Source organism: Streptomyces sp. NPDC040545, from assembly GCF_055595065.1.
Map to the genome: position 1 here is coordinate 41945 of NZ_JBVIWA010000010.1, position 16402 is coordinate 58346.

The 16402-nt window shown below is 73.4% G+C and carries 11 protein-coding genes and 2 pseudogenes; 7 read left to right on the forward strand and 6 right to left on the reverse strand.

From position 1 onward, the window contains the following. Window positions 1-58: 58 nt before the first annotated feature. Window positions 59-853 (forward strand): molybdate ABC transporter substrate-binding protein, encoded by a 795-nt coding sequence (gene modA, locus ACZ573_RS20265; protein WP_471305924.1) that lies wholly within the window; start codon window positions 59-61, stop codon window positions 851-853. Window positions 854-1006: 153 nt separating this feature from the next. Then, window positions 1007-2986 (forward strand): ABC transporter permease, encoded by a 1980-nt coding sequence (locus ACZ573_RS20270; protein ID WP_471305927.1) that lies wholly within the window; start codon window positions 1007-1009, stop codon window positions 2984-2986. 96 nt (window positions 2987-3082) lie between these two features. On the opposite strand, the gene ACZ573_RS20275 is transcribed toward ACZ573_RS20270, so the two are convergent. Both ACZ573_RS20275 and ACZ573_RS20280 read right to left on the reverse strand, forming a co-directional pair. Next, on the reverse strand, window positions 3083-5080 hold the full coding sequence (locus tag ACZ573_RS20275; protein WP_471305930.1) for a SpoIIE family protein phosphatase: 1998 nt from the start codon (window positions 5078-5080) through the stop codon (window positions 3083-3085). A 216-nt stretch (window positions 5081-5296) separates the two neighbouring features. Then, window positions 5297-5542, reverse strand: a pseudogene (locus ACZ573_RS20280) (response regulator transcription factor); the annotation flags it as partial. 290 nt (window positions 5543-5832) lie between these two features. Here ACZ573_RS20280 and ACZ573_RS20285 point away from each other — a divergent pair. Continuing rightward, complete coding sequence (locus ACZ573_RS20285) at window positions 5833-5955, forward strand: hypothetical protein (RefSeq protein ID WP_471305933.1); 123 nt, start codon at window positions 5833-5835, stop codon at window positions 5953-5955. Between the two features lie 476 nt (window positions 5956-6431). On the opposite strand, the pseudogene ACZ573_RS20290 reads toward ACZ573_RS20285, so the two are convergent. Beyond that, a pseudogene (locus ACZ573_RS20290) lies at window positions 6432-7667 on the reverse strand (DUF6777 domain-containing protein); the annotation flags it as partial. A gap of 93 nt (window positions 7668-7760) precedes the next feature. Between ACZ573_RS20290 and ACZ573_RS20295 the strand changes: the two are divergent. After that, window positions 7761-9056 (forward strand): streptophobe family protein, encoded by a 1296-nt coding sequence (locus ACZ573_RS20295; RefSeq protein ID WP_471305938.1) that lies wholly within the window; start codon window positions 7761-7763, stop codon window positions 9054-9056. Window positions 9057-9108: 52 nt separating this feature from the next. Here ACZ573_RS20295 and ACZ573_RS20300 read toward each other — a convergent pair whose 3' ends face one another. The 3 genes from ACZ573_RS20300 to ACZ573_RS20310 are packed head-to-tail and all read right to left on the reverse strand — an operon-like array spanning window position 9109 to window position 13255. Further along, entirely contained in the window at window positions 9109-10143 is a 1035-nt protein-coding gene (locus tag ACZ573_RS20300) for a serine/threonine-protein kinase (protein WP_471305941.1), read from the reverse strand. A 2-nt stretch (window positions 10144-10145) separates the two neighbouring features. After that, the gene (locus ACZ573_RS20305; protein WP_471305944.1) at window positions 10146-10868 is read right to left on the reverse strand and encodes a hypothetical protein; all 723 of its coding nucleotides are present in this window, start codon (window positions 10866-10868) and stop codon (window positions 10146-10148) included. Window positions 10869-10873: 5 nt separating this feature from the next. Next, window positions 10874-13255: an ABC transporter ATP-binding protein/permease gene (locus ACZ573_RS20310; protein ID WP_471305947.1), complete on the reverse strand. Its 2382-nt coding sequence runs from the start codon at window positions 13253-13255 to the stop codon at window positions 10874-10876. Between the two features lie 179 nt (window positions 13256-13434). Here ACZ573_RS20310 and ACZ573_RS20315 point away from each other — a divergent pair, with 179 nt between their 5' ends. The 3 genes from ACZ573_RS20315 (at window position 13435) to ACZ573_RS20325 (ending at window position 16360) form a co-directional block, all read left to right on the forward strand. Then, complete coding sequence (locus ACZ573_RS20315; protein WP_471305950.1) at window positions 13435-14493, forward strand: cation diffusion facilitator family transporter; 1059 nt, start codon at window positions 13435-13437, stop codon at window positions 14491-14493. An 85-nt stretch (window positions 14494-14578) separates the two neighbouring features. After that, window positions 14579-15058 (forward strand): NUDIX hydrolase, encoded by a 480-nt coding sequence (locus ACZ573_RS20320; RefSeq protein ID WP_471305953.1) that lies wholly within the window; start codon window positions 14579-14581, stop codon window positions 15056-15058. A 48-nt stretch (window positions 15059-15106) separates the two neighbouring features. After that, on the forward strand, window positions 15107-16360 hold the full coding sequence (locus ACZ573_RS20325) for a Tm-1-like ATP-binding domain-containing protein (RefSeq protein WP_471305956.1): 1254 nt from the start codon (window positions 15107-15109) through the stop codon (window positions 16358-16360). The last annotated feature ends 42 nt before the right edge of the window (window positions 16361-16402 follow it).

Here is a 16402-nt window from a genome sequence, read left to right on the forward strand (position 1 = left end):
ACCACCGCGCGGTTCCGGCACCAGGCCGGCCGCCGACCCGACCGAGGAGCATCTGCTCATGTCCCCGATCTTGATCCGCCGTCGTACCGCCGCCGCCGCGCTGACCGCCGCCCTGCTCGTACCGCTGGCCGCCTGCGGCAAGAGCGACGACAAGAAGGCCGCTGCCGACACGACCCCCGAGCCGAAGGCCGTGAACCTCACGGTGCTGGCCGCCTCCTCCCTCACCGACGTCTTCAAGACCGCGGGCGCGGAGTACGAGAAGACCCACCCCGGCACGAAGATCACCTTCTCGTTCGCCGGCTCGCAGGAGCTCGCGGCCCAGGTCAAGCAGGGCGCCCCGGCCGACGCGCTGGTCACCGCAGACACCAAGACCATGGACGGGCTGAAGGCCGAGACCGGCGACGCCACCGTCATCGCCAAGAACCGCCTGGTCATCGCGGCCGGCAAGGCCAACCCGTTCAAGATCGACGAGCTCAAGGACCTCGCCGACACCAAGATCAAGGTCGTGCTCGCCGCGCCCGAGGTCCCGGTCGGCCGCTACAGCAAGCAGATCCTCGACGCCCAGAAAATCGAGGTGAAGCCGGTCTCCCAGGAGCCCAACGTCCGGGCCGTGCTGAGCAAGGTCGAGCTCGGCGAGGCCGACGCCGGTCTCGTCTACAAGACCGACTCCGCCAAGTCCGGCGACAAGGTCGTCACCGTGGAGATCCCGGACGACCAGAACGCCGTGGCCTCCTACCCGGCCGCCACGCTGAAGCAGTCCAAGAACGCCACGGACGCGGCCGCCTTGGTGGCCTGGCTGAGCACCCCCGAGGCGCAGAAGATCCTCCAGGACGCGGGCTTCCAGAAGGCGTAACCGCCGCACGCGCACGCCCCCTGAGGGGCTGCCTGACCGGGGGGGACAGGCAGCCCCTCTCGGCGTTCTCGCGGACAGGCCCGCGGACCCGCCTCCGGCCGCCTACGCTTCCCCCGCAGCCGACACCCCAGCCAGGAACAGCCAGGAACCCTCATGAGCAGACTCCGCAGCCGAACCGGCACGCGCAGCGGCACACGCGTCCGCACCCGGGCCCGCACCCGGCCCCCGTTGGCCCTGGCGCTCCCCGCGCTGCTCGCCGTCGCGTTCCTGTTGCTGCCGCTCATCGGCATCCTCGTCCGCACGCAGTGGGGCGAGCTCGGTGCCCACCTCACCAGCCCCGGCGTGGTGGAGGCCCTGAAGCTCTCGCTCGTCGTGTCCTTGTGGGCCCTGGCCCTCTCGCTGCTCCTCGGCGTACCGCTCGCCTGGCTGCTCGCCCGCGTCGAGTTCAAGGGCAAGGCCCTGGTCCGCTCGCTCGTCCTGCTCCCGATGGTGCTGCCGCCGACCGTCGGCGGTGTCGCCCTGCTCCTCGGCTTCGGCCGTCGCGGGCTGCTCGGGCCCTGGCTGGAAGGCACCTTCGGGATCACCCTGCCGTTCCACACCTCGGGCGCCGTCGTCGCGGCCACGTTCGTCGCCATGCCGTTCCTGGTGATCAGCCTCGAAGGCGCCCTCGGCGGTCTGAGGCAGAGCTACGAGGAGACCGCCGCCTCGCTCGGCGCCTCACCGGTCCGGGTGTTCTTCACCGTGACCCTGCCCATGGTCGCGCCCGGCCTGATCGCCGGTGCGGCGCTGACCTGGGCCCGCGCGCTGGGCGAGTTCGGGGCGACCATGACCTTCGCCGGCAACCTGCCCGGCACCACCCAGACCCTGCCGCTCCAGGTGTACCTGCTGCTGCAGGACGAGCCCGAGGCCGCCACCTCCGTCTCGCTGCTGCTCCTCGCGATCGCCATGGGCGTACTGATCGCGCTGCGCGGACGCTGGACGGGCACCCCGGTGGCCCGCGAGGCCACCGCGGCGCCGGTCCCCGAGGAGCCGCCCACCTCGTCCGACGTCCGCACCACCACCGGCGACGACGGCACCGCGGCGCCCCGCGGCAGCGGCCGCTGGCCCCTGCACGCCACCGTCACCGGTTTCAACGAGCTGACCCTCGACGCCGAACCCGGCACCACCATCGCCGTGGTCGGCGAGAACGGCGCCGGCAAGACCACCCTGCTGCGCGCCCTGCTCGGCCTCACCCCGCGCGCCCACGCCGCACTACGGCTCGGCGACACCGACGTCACCGCCCTGCCCCCGCACAAGCGCCAGGTGGCCTGGGTACCGCAGGACGGGGCGCTGTTCCCGCACCTGACGGCCGTGGCCAACACCGCGTACGGGCTGCGCGCCCGCGGGGTGCCGCGCGCGGAGGCCCGCCGCGAGGCCGGGGCCTGGCTGGACCGGCTGGGCGTCCTGCACCTCGCCGACCGCAGGCCCGCCCAGCTGTCCGGCGGCCAGGCCCAACGGGTGGCGCTGGCCCGGGCGCTGGCCGCCCGCCCCCGGCTCCTCCTCCTGGACGAACCGCTGGCCGCACTCGACCAGACCACCCGGGCCCGCGTCCGGCACACCCTGCGCACCCACCTGGCCGGCTTCGGCGGGGTCTGCCTCATCGTCACCCACGATCCCGTCGAGGCCGTCTCCCTGGCCGACCGGGTCCTCGTACTGGCCGACGGCCGGGCCCTCCAGGACGCGCCGCCCACCGAGGTGACCCGGCACCCGCGTTCGCCGTGGGTGGCCCGCATGCTCGGCCGCAACGCCTGGCCGGGCACGGCGTCGGCCGACGGGCTCACTCTCGCGGCGGGCGGCCGGCTGGTGGTCGCCGAGACGCTGCCCGAGGGGGCGGAGGCGCTGGCGATCATCGCTCCGGAGGCGGTCTCGGTGCACCGGGACCGCCCGAGCGGCAGCCCCCGTAACGTCTGGCCGGGCACCGTACGGGAGATCACGGCGGTCGGCAGCCGGCTGCGCGTGCTGATCGCCTCGGCCGCCGCGCCGGACCTGGTCGCCGAGATCACCCCCGACGCCGCGGCCGAACTGGGCATCGTGGACGGCGCCGCGGTGTGGACGAGCGTGAAGGCCACCGAGGTCACCCTGGTACGCCTCTGACGACGCGGGGCCGGGGCTCCGGATCCCAAGACTCCGGACACCAGGGCCCCGGGTCCCGGGGGCGTGCCGGGTCCGGACCGTCGTGCCCGGCGGCCGTCAGCCGGCGTCCTCCGGGGCGGCCAGGGCGAACTCGCACCACACGCACTTCCCACCGCCCCGGGGCTCCACGCCCCACTCGTCCGCGAGGCGGTCCACCAGCATCAGCCCGCGCCCCGAGACCGCCCAGTCGCCCGCCTCGCGCCGCCTCGGCAGGGCGCTGCTGCCGTCCTCGACCTCGATCCGGATCCGGCCCTGCGCCGTGAGCCGCATGCTGACGTGGCCGCCGCCGTCCGTGTGGACCAGGGCATTGGTCATCAGCTCGTCCGCCGCCAGTTCGATCTCGTCGGCCCGGTGCCGCGCACCCCAGGCGGCCACCGCCGCCCGGATCAGGTGCCGGGCCAGCGCCGGGGCCTTCGTGTCACCCGGTTCCAGCCGCTGCTGCAGCGGACCCCCACCGCGCGGGGCGGGCGTGCCTCGGCGGCGCAGGACGAGCATGGCCATGTCGTCCCCGCCGCCCGAGTCGCCGACCAGGTCGCACAGCACGTCGGCGAGTTCCTCCACGTCGATCGGGCCGCTGTGGACCGCCGCCATGAGTTCCCGCATGCCGGAGTCCGGTTCCGCGCCGGGGCGTTCGATCAGGCCGTCGGTGCACAGCAGCAGGGTGTCCCCGGGGTGCAGTTCGAGGCTGGTGACGGGGTAGCCGGAGCCGGTGCCCGGCTGCTCGCGGGCCGGCAGGCCGAGCGGCAGTCCGCCGGCCACCTGGACCCGGTGGACGCTGCCGTCGCCGCGCCGCACGACGGGGTCGAGGTGCCCGGCGCGGACCAGCCGGGCCATCCCGGTGGTGAGGTCCACCTCGGCGTAGGTACAGGTGGCGAACCGTTCCGTCTCCAGGTCGCGCAGGAAGGCCGACGCCCGGGCCATCGCCGCGCCCGGTGTGTGCCCCTCGACGATGTAGGCGCGCATCACGATGCGCAGCTGCCCCATGACGGCGGCCGCGTCCGTGTCGTGCCCCTCGACGTCGCCGATCATCACTCCGACCCGGCCCTCGCCGAGCGGGACCACGTCGTACCAGTCGCCGCCGATGTCCCGGCCCATCCGCGCGGACCGGTACCGTACGGCGATCCGCGCGCCCGGCACGTCGGGGATCCGGCGGGGCAGCATGGCCCGCTGGAGTCCCTCGGCCAGGTCGTGCTCCTGCTCGTAGAGGATGGCCCGCTGGAGGCTCTGCGCGACCCCGCTGCCGAGTGCCATCAGCAGGTTCCGCTCCTCGGTGGTGAATGCGCCGTCCCGCGTGTAGAGCAGCCCGAGTGCCCCGATGGGCCGCCCCTGGGCGATCAGCGGGAGATAGACGCCGCTGCGGACGGACAGCGGCTCGATGTACGGCCACAGGTCCGGGTAGTGCTGCTGGAACTCCTCCCGGGAGACGAGGAAGACCGACTGCATGGTGCGTACGGCCTCGCTCATCGGGAGCTGTGCGTCGATCCGCGTGTACTCGATCTCGGGTACGTACGAGCCGAGCTGGCCCTCGGCGACCAGGTGGATGCGGCCGCCGTCGACGACGCCCAGCATCACGCTGACGGCGCCGAGGTGGCCGAGGGCCTGCGGGTCCTTGAGGATGTCGGTCACATCGTTGACGGTGCGGGCGTGGGCGAGGATGGCGGTGGTGCGCTCCACGACGCCGGTCATCCGGCGCCGGCCCTCCATCTCCTCGCCGGCGGCGCCGGGCTCGCCGGGGTCGTGGGCGGCGTCGCGGAGGATCCCGATGACGCGGTACGGGCGGCCGGACGGGTCCCGCAGGATGTGCCCCTGGATGTGGGTCCAGGACGGTGAACCGTCGCGACGGCGGCTGCGGACGTAGGCCCCGTAGTGGCTTCGGCCGTCCTTGATCGCCTGCGCGACCCTGGTGTCGAGCCGCGCCTCCTCACCCGGCGAAAGGCGGGTCCGGAGGCCCCCGGGGGTTCCGTCGTACTCGTCCGGGCGCAGGTCCAGTACCTCGAGGGCGGTGGGATCGAGGTACATCCGACCACTGTCGAGGTCCCAGTCGAATGTGCCCATGCGATTGAGCGCGAGGCTTGTATCCGGCCGCGCGGGCCAGCCGACGTCGGGGTTCTCTGCCCTACGGGCCATGCAGCCAGGGTCTCACTCCCGCCCGCCGGTGTCCCTGCGGGAGGCCCGGACACGCTCCGTGTCCGGCCCGGCACGCCGGCGGGAGCCCCGGTAGCGGCCCGGCCGGCGCGGTCGCGGACGCGGCGGAACCGGCGGCCGGACGGTTCAGTGCCGTCCGCTGTCCGGCAGGGTCGCGTCATGGACCAGCAGGGCGATCTGGACCCGGTTGTCGAGGTCGAGCCGGGTCAGGATCCGGGACACGTGGGTCTTGACCGTGGGCAGCGCCAGGTGGAGCTCCCGTCCGATCTCCGCGTTGGACAGGCCCCGCCCGACGGCCAGGGCCACGTCCCGCTCGCGCCCGGCGAGCAGCGCCAGCCGGGCGCGGGCGGCGCTCGCCCGGGCGTCCTGGCCGAAGTCGCCCGCCCCCTGGTCGGTGGATACGGCGCATGTCCTGGGAATCTACGCGGGCGGGCGCGGGAGCTGGCGTCCGTGTCCCGTACCGAATACTTACGTACGAACGCGCGCAGCCCTCAGGCCGATGTCCGGCCCGGCGCCCGGCTCCTAGCGTCGGAGCACGACCTCCACCTCACCGAAGTCCCCGAAGTCCCCGCTGGCCTCCGTGACGGGGTGCGCTCTGTTTCGTCCTCGTCGTCGGCGGCGCGAGCGGCCTGCTGCACGCGTGGCTCGACTGGATGCACTTCATGGGCTTCGTCCGGTTCCTCCCACCCGACGGCTACGAGATCTACAGCTACGTCGTCATGATCGTCCTCGGCCTCGCGGTGGGCGTCGCGTGCGACACGCTCACCCGCCGTGGCCAGGCCTGAGCCCCGGGCTGCTGCCGCAGCGCCCCATGACCGTGCCTCCTCCCCCGTGCGGGGGAGGAGGCACGTCCGCGTACAGGGGGCGGTCAGCTCTCCTGGGCCGGGCCCTCAGGCTCGGGCTGCGGGGCGGTCCTGGCCGGTTCCGGCTCCGGCTGCGGAGCGACCGACGGCGGAGCGGACGGCGGCGGGGCGACCGACTGCGGGACGGACGGGGGCGGCGCCGACGGGCGCGGGGCGGGAGACGCCACGGTCGCCGGTGCCGTGGGAGAAGCCACCGCGGTGGGAGCTGCGGGTGTAGCGGGCGCGGACTTCGGCGTCGGTGACGCCGCGGCCGGCGAGGAGGGCGGCTTCGACGGTGTCTCCGAAGCCGGCTTCGAAGGCGGCTTCGACTCGGCGGACGACTGCGAGGGCGACACCGAGGGTGACTCGGCCGGGGTCTTCTTCGGCGACTCCGACGGGGACTCGGAGGGGGTCTTCTTCGGCGACTCCGACGGAGACTCCGAAGGGGACTTCGAGGGCGACTTCGACGGGGACTCCGAAGGAGACTTCGACGGGGACTCGGACGGGGACTTCGTCGGCGACTCCGAGGGCGACTTCGACGGCGTCGGCGTCGTCACGGACGCGCTCGGGGTCGGCGACGTCCCGGACGGGGTCGGCCTCGGCGACGTACCGGACGGGGTCGGCCTCGGCGACGTACCGGACGGGGTCGGTGTGATCACCGGACTCGGGGTGAGCGGCGGCGTCGGGACGGGCGGCGGCGGAATCGGCCGGTCGGGCCTGGACTTGCCCTGGTGGTCGCCCTTGGGGCGCTCGTACCACTGGTGGTCACGGTGGTCGTAGATCACGATCTTGGTGACGACGGTCGGCGCCGGAGCGATGGCCACCACCTTCGCCGGCTGGTACGAGGGCCAGGTCTGCCCGAAACGCTTCGGGGAGGCCTGGAGCGGCACCGGCGGGCCCAGCGGGTTCCCGCACGCGCAGCGCACCCGCGGCACGCCCCGGTCGTCCACCAGAACGGCCGTCCCGGCCTGGAGCACCGCCTGGTAGGGGACGAGCTTGCCGTCCCGGTAGCTGTGGTTCGTCACCCGGGTGTCCATCCGCAGCTGCACCGAGGTGAGCGAGCGGAGGTAGCCGGGAACGGCGGCCGGCTGAATGCCTTGCGCCTGGGCGAAGGCCGCGTTCTTGGCGGGATCCGCGCTCAGCGATCCGATCAGCTTCTCGACGTCACAGCTGGCGACGTTCCTGGTGCCGCCGTACACGCCCGGCGCGGAACCGCTGACGCTCCTGGTACCCACCGGACCGGTCGGGCTGGCGCTCGGGCCGACCGTGCCCTGGGGAGAGGGCGGCGGGCTCTCCGGCGGGGGCGGCGCGTCCTTCACCACCGCGGACTCCGTGAAGGGGTCGGGGCCGGTGGCGGCGACCGGCTGGAGGAACACCTCGCCGCCCGCGTTGTCGGTCTTCCCGCCGGGCCGGGTGAGGACCACGGCCAGAGCCACGACCGCCGCCACCGCGACCAGCGCGGTGACGAGCCGTGGCACGGAGCGCCACCAGGGGCCTCCCGTCGGTCCGGGGGCCGGTCCTCCTCCTCCGGGCCCACCCGGCGGTGCCGGCGGCGGTGGTGGCGGAGGGCCCTGCTGCCCGCCCGAGAGCGGGCCCGAAGGCGGCCCGGTGGGGCGTCCTGAAGACGGCGGTCGGCCGGCGGGTTGTGTGGTCACGGGCTCTTCTTCCCAGGAGGAGTGAGTTCCCCGGGGACCATTGTGTGCGCCGTCCGGGTGGTGCCCGCAAGCCGGGGATGTCACGGTGGCAGGGTGAGTCGGACGCCGGAATCGTCATCGTCGGGGGGCTCCGCGAGGGCATGGCGGGACGCCCTCGTCGCCGTCGTCGCGGGATTCGTGGTGATGGGCGCGGTCGCCGCCGCCGGGCTGATGTGCGCCGGCGCGGGCGGCCTTCCGGGCGGCGCGTTCCCGCACGTGGTCGCCGCGGTCGTGGTGATGGCTGCGGGCGGTTCGCTGGAGGTGTCGGGCGGTGCCGGTTCACTGGCGGGGGCGGAGGTGAGCCTGTCGGTGGTCCCCCTCTCGGTGAGCCTGGCCGGCGCCCTCGTGACCGGTCACCTCTTCCTGCGCCCCCTGCACAACCGGGCCGTGGCCCGGCCCCGCGAACTCGTCGGCCGCGCGGTCCCGTTGGTCGTGCTGTGGCTGCTCGCCCTGACCGGCGCCGCCTTCCTCGCCCGCGAGACCTTCGGCATCTCCACCGGCGACTCCCCCATCGGGACCATCACCGAACTCCTGGACTCCGCGCCGACGGTGGGCTTCCAGGCCGACCTGCCGGCCACGCTCCTGTACGGACTGCTGTGGATCCTCGGCCTGTTGCTGATCGCCCTGCTGGTCTCGCGGCGTGCCCCGCTGCCGGCCCGGCTGGTCCGCTTCCACACGGCGCTGCGCCCGGCCGCCTTCGCCACGATGCTCCTGCTCCTCGCCTACGTCGTCCTCGGCATCGGGGTCGGCGTGGTCGTGGCCGCCACCCAGGGCCATGCCGACCGGACCTTCGCCGTGATCCTGCTCGGGCTGCCGAACCTCGTCTGGCTCGCGCTCACCCTGGGCTTCGGCGGGGCCTGGGAGGGCAACGTCGAGGGACCCTTCGGGCTGCCGATGCCGCAGTTGCTGGACCAGGTCCTGCGCGGCTCCGACCCGTCCCGGATCGACGTGGCCGCGCTCGCGGAGCAGGACTCCCGGGCCTGGTGGCTGGTGGCGGTGGCCGCCGTCCTGCTGCTCGGTACGGGCGTACTGGCGGCCGTACGCTCCCCCGCCCATGTCCGCCCCTGGCAGCACGCCCTCCACCTGGGCGTGGCCCTGGCCCTGGCGACCCTGGCCGTCTGTCTGCTGGGCCGGATCCAGGCGCAGTTCGGTCTCTCCCTGCTGGGTATCGGTGAGGTGGACGGCCTCGGTGGCCAGGTCCAGCTCCAGCCGGTGCTGTGGCTCAATGTCGGTCTCGGGCTCCTGTGGGGCGCGGTGGCGGGATTCCTGGGCGCCCTGCTGGCCCGTCCGCTGCACCGCGGCGGGCGGGTCGACGAACCGGCCTCAGCGACCCGCGCGACACCCGAATAGCCGAACGAGGCGTACGAGCCGAACCGAACGTGCCGGACCGGCCGGGAGCGGCTCAGGCCGTCCCTCTGGAGGCCGGCAGGCGGAACACCGGCAGGGCCCATGGCGGAACCGGCGGCGGGGCGGGCAGCTCGGGCTGCGCGGACCGGACCGCGCCGCCCGCCGCCTCGTCCACCGCCCCGTCCGCCCCGTCCGCCGTCGGCGGCCCGCCGGCCTCCCCCGCCCGCCGCAGGGCTCCGGTGAACTCCAGACAGCTGTTCCACCGGTCGTCCGGCGACTTGGCCAGCGCCTTCGCCAGGACCGCGTCCACCTCCTCCGGCAGCCCGGGCCGGCGCGAGCTCAGCGGTGGCGGGGGGTCGTACTGGTGGGCCCACAGCAGGGCGATGTCGTCGTCCCGCTGGAAGGGCGGTTCCCCGGCGAGGGCCTCGTAGACGACGCACCCCAGGCTGTAGATGTCGCAGCGGCCGTCCACCGGTTTCCCGGAGATCTGTTCCGGCGCCACGTAGGTCACGGTCCCGACGAACTGCCCGTCGGTCGTGAACCCGGTCAGCGACAGCGACTTCTTCGTCAGCCCGAAGTCCGTGAGGTAGGCGTGCTCGGGGTGGTCCCGGTCCGTGCCCGGGGCGATCAGGATGTTGCCCGGTTTCACGTCCCGGTGGACCAGGTCGTGGGCGTGGGCGGCGTCCAGCGCGGAGGCCACCTGGCCGGCGATCCGCGCGGCCGTCTCCACCGGCAGCGGGCCCGTCCGGTCCAGCATCACCCGCAGGTCCGGTCCCTCGACGAGGCGCATGGCGATGTAGAGCAGTCCGTCCGCCTCCCCCGCCTCGAACACGGGCACGATGTGCGGGTGCTCGATGGTCGCGGCCACCTTCGACTCATGGGCGAACCGCTTCCTGAAGGTGTCGTTCCGGGCCAGCTCGGGGGCCAGCAGTTTCAGTGCCACCCGCCGGTCGAGGCGCAGGTCCCGGGCCTCGTAGACGACGGCCATGCCGCCGCGCCCGATCTCGCTCTCCACCAGGTACCCGGCGATCTGCTGCCCGCGCAGGTCGGTGGGGGACCCGCCCGCGCGCTCCGCCCGTTCCTCGTCCACCGTCAGTCGCCTCCGGGGTCCCGGGTGTCCACGATCCGCGTCGGGTCATGGGCCGCCGCCCGGTCGGGCTGCTTCCCGGGGGCTTCGCGCGGGATTTCGACCGCGTCGGTCGGTGGCGGTTCCCTGCGTACGGGGGGCCCGCCGCCCGGATCCGTGTCCGCGGGCGGCGGCGCGGGCGGTGGCTGCGGCGCGCGTTCGGGCGCGGACGGGCCGCCCGGGCCGGCGACGACCGCGTAGGTCGCCATGCGGTCCCCGTCGTCGTACAGCCATCGGCCCGACTTCTCGTCGTAGAGCCACACCGACTCCCCGTCGATGACCACTCCGGCCCGCAGCCCGCGCAGCGAGCGGCGGAAGGCGTCGGCGTCGATCCGTCCCGAGGCGAGCTCGTCCACGGCCCGCCGGTAGCGTTCCAGGGCCTCGGAGCCGCGGGTGAGCAGCGGCCGCGGGTCCTCGGAGCGGACCGGGGGCCGCCCCCCGGCCGTCGGCGGCGGGTGCGGCACGGCGACCAGCAGCCGCCCGTCCACCCAGGCGGACCACCCGTTGGCACACAGGACCTCCCCCCACTCCCCGCGCCGGGACAGCAGCTGCACGGGCAGGAACGGGTCCAGGGGCACGGTCGGCCGGGTGACGTCGGGGCCCTCCCAGGCGGGCAGTCCCTCCTGGGGCACCACATGGGTGGGCCGGAAGTCAGCCACCTCGCCTCCGGGTCCCAGCGGGATGCTCATGAGGCCTACTTCCGCATGATGGTCGGCTCGTGGCGGCGCAGCAGCCGGACGACCAGCACGCCGAACAGCACGGACAGGACGACGAGCATGCCCATTTCGAGGAGCCACAGGTGGGCCTCGTGATCGAACAGCGGGTCCTGGGTGATCTTGCCGGGCACGATCGCGCCGAGGTCGATGGTGCCGGCCATCGCTCCCATGGCCCACCGGGCCGGGACGAACCAGGCCAGCTGTTCGATGACGGGGACGCCGGTGAGTTTCAGCAGGGAGCCGCAGAAGACGACCTGGACGATCGTGAGGAGGACCAGCAGCGGCATGGTGACCTCCTCCTTGGTCACCAGGGCGGAGATCAGCAGGCCGAGCAGCATCGCGGTGAGGGACAGCAGGGCGACGGCGAGGGTGATCTCGAGTAGTGGTGGCATGAAGAGGCCGCGGCCGCCGGGGGCATTGATGGTGACGCCCGCGAGGCCTACGAGGGTCAGGACCACGGCCTGGGCGACGGTGATCGCGCCGAGGACGACCACCTTGGACATCAGGTAGGCGGAGCGTGACAGGCCGACGGAGCGCTCGCGCTGGTAGATGACGCGTTCCTTGACGAGTTCGCGCACCGCGTTGGCGGCGCCGATCAGGACTCCGCCCACGCACAGGATGAACAGGGCGTTCAGCGCGGTTTCGGCGTTGAGGGTGTTGCCGGCCAGTGCGCGGGTCATGGCGCCCATGACGAAGGGCAGCGCGACCATGATGATCAGGAAGGTGCGGTCGGATCTGAGCACTGCGGCGTACCGCCGGATCAGGGTGGAGAGCTGGGAGCCCCAGCTCTGGGCCTTGGGCGGCGGCTGCGCCGGGACGCCGGCGGCCCGTTCGGCCTGCGCCGTGAGGGCCGGCCGGCCGGCGGTGACGTCGACGTGGCGGCGGTGCAGCGGCGAGGCCCGGTACTCCCCGGCCCAGTCGCGGTCGCGCTGGTTCTCGAAGGCTTCGAACGCCTCGGGCCACTGGTCGAAGCCGAAGAAGTCGAGGGCCTCCCCGGGGGCGCCGTAGTACGCGATGCGCCCGCCGGGCGCCAGGACCAGGAGGCGGTCGCAGCCTTCGAGGTTGAGCACGCTGTGGGTGACGACGATGACCGTGCGGCCGTCGTCCGCGAGGTCGCGCAGCATGTTCATCACCGAGCGGTCCATGCCGGGGTCGAGTCCGGAGGTGGGCTCGTCCAGGAAGAGCAGGGAGGGCTTGGTGAGCAGTTCCAGGGCGACGGAGACGCGTTTGCGCTGGCCGCCGGAGAGGCTGTGGATGGGCTGGTCGGCGCGCTGTTCGAGGCCGAGTTCGCCGATCACCTCGTCGACCCGGGCCTGGCGCTCGGCCTTGGCGGTGTCCTGCGGGAAGCGCAGTTCGGCGGCGTACGTGAGGGCGCGCCGGACGGTGAGCTGGGAGTGCAGGATGTCGTCCTGCGGGACGAGGCCGATGCGGCTGCGCAGTTCGGCGTAGTCGCGGTAGAGGTCGCGTCCGTCGTACAGGACGGTGCCCTGGTCGGCGGGGCGCAGACCGGTCAGTGCGCCGAGCAGCGTGGACTTGCCGGCTCCGCTGGGTCCCACGACGGCGAGCAGGCATTTGGCGCCGACCGGGAAGGAAACCTGGTCGAGGAGGGTCTTACGGCCGTGGTCGACGGCGACGGTGAGGCCCTGGACATCGAGGGAGACCTCTCCGGTGTCCACGTACTCCTGGAGCTGGTCGCCGACGAGGCAGAAGACCGAGTGGCCGATGCCGACGATGTCGCCCTCGCTGACGGGGGTGGCCCGGGTCACGGCGACGCCGTTGAGGTAGGTGCCGTTGTGGCTGCCGAGGTCGACGATCTCGTAGCTGCCGTCGGCGAGGGCGTGCAGCTCGGCGTGCCGGCGGGACACGGTGAGGTCGTCGACGACGAGGTCGCTGTCGGGGGCGCGGCCGATGCGGACGGCGGTGCGGACGGGCAGCGGACGTACGGTCGTCGGCTGGCGGAAGGTGCCGGTCATGGCCGGGTTCGCGACCTGGGAGGGGCGACCGGCGCCGGGCGCGGAGGGTGGTGCGGGCGCCGGCGGCGCGGGGCCGATGACGGCGGCGCGCGGCCCGTCCTCGACGCTGCCGAAGCGCAGCTCGGTGCCGACGCCGACGCTCCACTCGTGGACGCGGTGACCGTCGGCGAAGGTGCCGTTGGTGCTGCCCTCGTCCTCGAGCGTCCAGTGGTCGCCGTCCGGGCGCAGGATCGCGTGGTGCCAGGAGACGCGGGCGTCGTCGAGGCAGATTTCGCAAAGGGGGTCCCGACCGACGTGGTAGATCCGGTCCGGATCCATCTCGGTGGCGCCCCAGTCGGTCACCAGGACGAGCTGGGGCGCGGTCGGCACACTTGGGCGCTGGACCATGACCAGATTTTCCCACGATCGCGAAGGTCCGGCACCGGCCGGGCATCGTCGCAGGTCAGAGCCCTCTTATGGGTAATGACAACGGTCCCCGTTGCAGCCTTTGCCGATCCCGCCGGGGTGCGCTTCACTTCACGCGACGGACCCGAACACACGGGCGCCGCGACGAAACGGGGGACGCCATGAGTGGGCACGACCACGCGCACGACGGCCACGGGCACGGGAACGGCAAGGGACGCGGCCACGGGTCCGCGGGCCACGACCACGGCCACGGTCCCGGCGGGCACAGCCATGGCGTGGCGGCCGATGCCGACCGGCGCTGGCTGGCGATCGCGCTCGCCCTGATCGGCGGGTTCATGGCCGTCGAGGTGGTCGTCGGCGTCATGGCCCACTCGCTGGCGCTGATCTCCGACGCGGCCCACATGCTGACCGACGCGGTCTCGATCGTCCTGGCGCTGATCGCCATGCGGCTGGCCGCGCGCCCCGCCCGCGGCGGCTTCACGTACGGCCTCAAGCGGGCGGAGATACTCTCCGCCCAGGCGAACGGGCTGACGCTGATCCTGCTGGCGGTCTGGCTGGCGTACGAAGCGGTGCGGCGGCTGATGGACCCGCCGCCGGTGGAGGGCGGGCTGGTCGTGGTGACGGCGCTCGCGGGCATCGCCGTCAACGTGGCCGCGGCCTGGTGCATCTCCCGGGCGAACCGTTCGGCGCTCGTCGTCGAGGGCGCCTACCAGCACATCCTGAACGACCTCTTCGCCTTCATCGGCACCGCGATCGCCGGTCTGATCGTGCTGACCACCGGTTTCCGGCAGGCGGACGCGATCGCCACGCTGGTCGTGGTGGTGCTGATGCTCAAGGCGGGCTACGGGCTGGTCCGCGAGTCCGGCCGGATCCTCCTGGAGGCCGCCCCGGCCCATGTGGACCCGGACGCGGTCGGCGACCGCCTCGTCGGGCACCCGCCCGTCACCGAGGTGCACGACCTGCACATCTGGACGATCACCTCGGGCCAGGCGGCACTGTCCGCGCACGTGCTGGTGGAGCCGGCGGGCGACTGCCACGCCGTCCGCCGGGACCTGGAGCAGCTGCTCGACAAGGAGTACGGGATCACGCACACCACCCTCCAGGTGGACCACGCGCAGGACTCCCTGCTCACGGTCGGCCGCGCGGGCGGGGGCCGGTCCGACGCGCACTGCGCGGACGCGCACGGTCCGGTCCACCGGCAGGGCCCGCACGCCCACTGAGCGCTGCCTCCTGACCCCTGACTTCTGACTGCAGAACCCGTACCGGTATCACTGGCCCGGGTCCGTACGGGGCATGGATGTACCCATGACGCACAAACGCAGTGCCGGACTGCTCCTCTTCCGGCGGACCGGTCCGGAGCGGGAGCCCGGTGTCGAGGTACTCCTCGGACATATGGGCGGTCCGCTCTGGGCCGGGCGGGTGGCCGGGGACTGGGCCATCCCCAAGGGTGAATACGGGCCGGAGGAGACTCCGCGGGACGCGGCTCGCCGCGAGTTCACCGAGGAGATCGGGCTGCCCCCGCCGGAGGGCGAGTACCTCCCCCTGGGCGAGGTACGCCTGACCAGCGGAAAGCTGGTGACCATCTGGGCGGTGGAGGCGGATCTCGACCCCGCGCTGATGGTGCCCGGGACCTTCTCGATGGAGTGGCCTCCGCACTCCGGGAACGTCCAGGAGTTCCCGGAGCTGGACCGGGTGGCCTGGTTTGCTCCGCCAGTGGCGCAAAACATGCTGATGCCCTCCCAACTCCCCTTTCTGGAAAGACTGTTGGAGCTCCTGAAGGTTTGACCCACACTTGCACTTGCCAACGCCCTTACCTGCATGGACATTGCACACATGACGAACGTCGTGCTGGTGGGGACCTTGGACACCAAGGGTGTGGAGTACGGCTGGCTGCGGGAGAGGCTGCTGCGCGCCGGCGTCGAAGTGGTACTGGTCGACACAGGAATCATGGGCGAACCCCGGGTGCCCGCCGACGTGCCGCGTGACGCGGTGGCCCGGGCCGCGGGAACGGAACTGTCGGAACTGCGCACGGCCGCCGACCGGGGGGCGGCCGTGACCACCATGGCGAGGGGCGCGGAGGCGACCCTCTTACGCTTGCACGCCGAAGGCAGGCTGCACGGGGTGCTCGCCATCGGCGGGAGCGGCGGCACCTCCATCGCCACCCGGGCGATGCGCGCCCTGCCGCTGGGCGTACCGAAACTGATGGTCTCGTCCATGGCGTCCGGGGACGTCCGCCCCTACGTGGGGTCCTCGGACATCACCATGATGTACAGCGTGGTGGACGTCGCGGGGATCAACAGCATCTCCGCACCGGTCCTGGCGAACGCCGTGGCGGCGATCACCGGGATGGCCCGGGCCTACGCCCGCACCACCGCGGAGGGCCACCCGCCCCGGCTGGGCGAGGGCGGCCGCCCCCTGGTCGCGGCGAGCATGGCGGGCGTGACCACGGCCGGGGTGGACGCGGCGCGCGAGCGGCTGACGGAACTCGGCTACGAGGTGCTGGTCTTCCACGTCAGCGGCACCGGCGGCCGCACCCTGGAGACCCTGGCCGGCCAGGGGATCTTCGCGGGCGTCCTCGACCTCACCCTCAGCGAGCTCGCCGACGACCTGTGCGGGGGCATCCTCACCGCGGGCCCGGACCGGCTCAGCGCCGCCGGGCGGGCCGGAATCCCGCAGGTGGTGAGCCTGGGGGCGCTGGACATGGTGAAGTTCGGCCCGCTGGAGAGCCTGCCCCGGCAGGTCCGCGACCGGGGCGTCCACGTCCACAATCCGTCCATCACGGTGACGCGTACGACCGCGGCCGAATGCGCGGAGCTCGGCCGCCGGGTCGCCGCCAAACTGCGCGCGGCGAACGGCCCCACGGCGGTCTGCGTCCCGCTCCGTGGACTGTCCACGCTCGGCGCGCCGGGCGGGCCGTACCATGACGCCGGCGCGGACCGTGCCCTGTTCGCGGCACTGCGCGAGGGGCTGCGGGGCAGTGCCACCAGGCTCTACGACTACGACACACACATCAACGATCCGGCCTTCGGGCGGGCGGCGGCCGACCGGCTGCACGCCATGATCGGGGCCCTGTCGGCCGCAGCCTGAGCCGGCCGCCGTGGTGGGGAACCGGCCACGGGGGAAACCACG

What these genes read in the sequence shown, in the direction of transcription:
- modA (WP_471305924.1), top strand. Translation starts at nt 59, where the DNA reads ATGTCCCCGATCTTGATCCGCCGTCGTACCGCCGCCGCCGCGCTGACC.
- ACZ573_RS20270 (WP_471305927.1), top strand. Translation starts at nt 1,007, where the DNA reads ATGAGCAGACTCCGCAGCCGAACCGGCACGCGCAGCGGCACACGCGTC.
- ACZ573_RS20275 (WP_471305930.1), bottom strand. Translation starts at nt 5,080, where the DNA reads ATGGGCACATTCGACTGGGACCTCGACAGTGGTCGGATGTACCTCGAT.
- ACZ573_RS20285 (WP_471305933.1), top strand. Translation starts at nt 5,833, where the DNA reads ATGGGCTTCGTCCGGTTCCTCCCACCCGACGGCTACGAGATCTACAGC.
- ACZ573_RS20305 (WP_471305944.1), bottom strand. Translation starts at nt 10,868, where the DNA reads ATGAGCATCCCGCTGGGACCCGGAGGCGAGGTGGCTGACTTCCGGCCC.
- ACZ573_RS20310 (WP_471305947.1), bottom strand. Translation starts at nt 13,255, where the DNA reads ATGGTCCAGCGCCCAAGTGTGCCGACCGCGCCCCAGCTCGTCCTGGTG.
- ACZ573_RS20315 (WP_471305950.1), top strand. Translation starts at nt 13,435, where the DNA reads ATGAGTGGGCACGACCACGCGCACGACGGCCACGGGCACGGGAACGGC.
- ACZ573_RS20320 (WP_471305953.1), top strand. Translation starts at nt 14,579, where the DNA reads ATGACGCACAAACGCAGTGCCGGACTGCTCCTCTTCCGGCGGACCGGT.
- ACZ573_RS20325 (WP_471305956.1), top strand. Translation starts at nt 15,107, where the DNA reads ATGACGAACGTCGTGCTGGTGGGGACCTTGGACACCAAGGGTGTGGAG.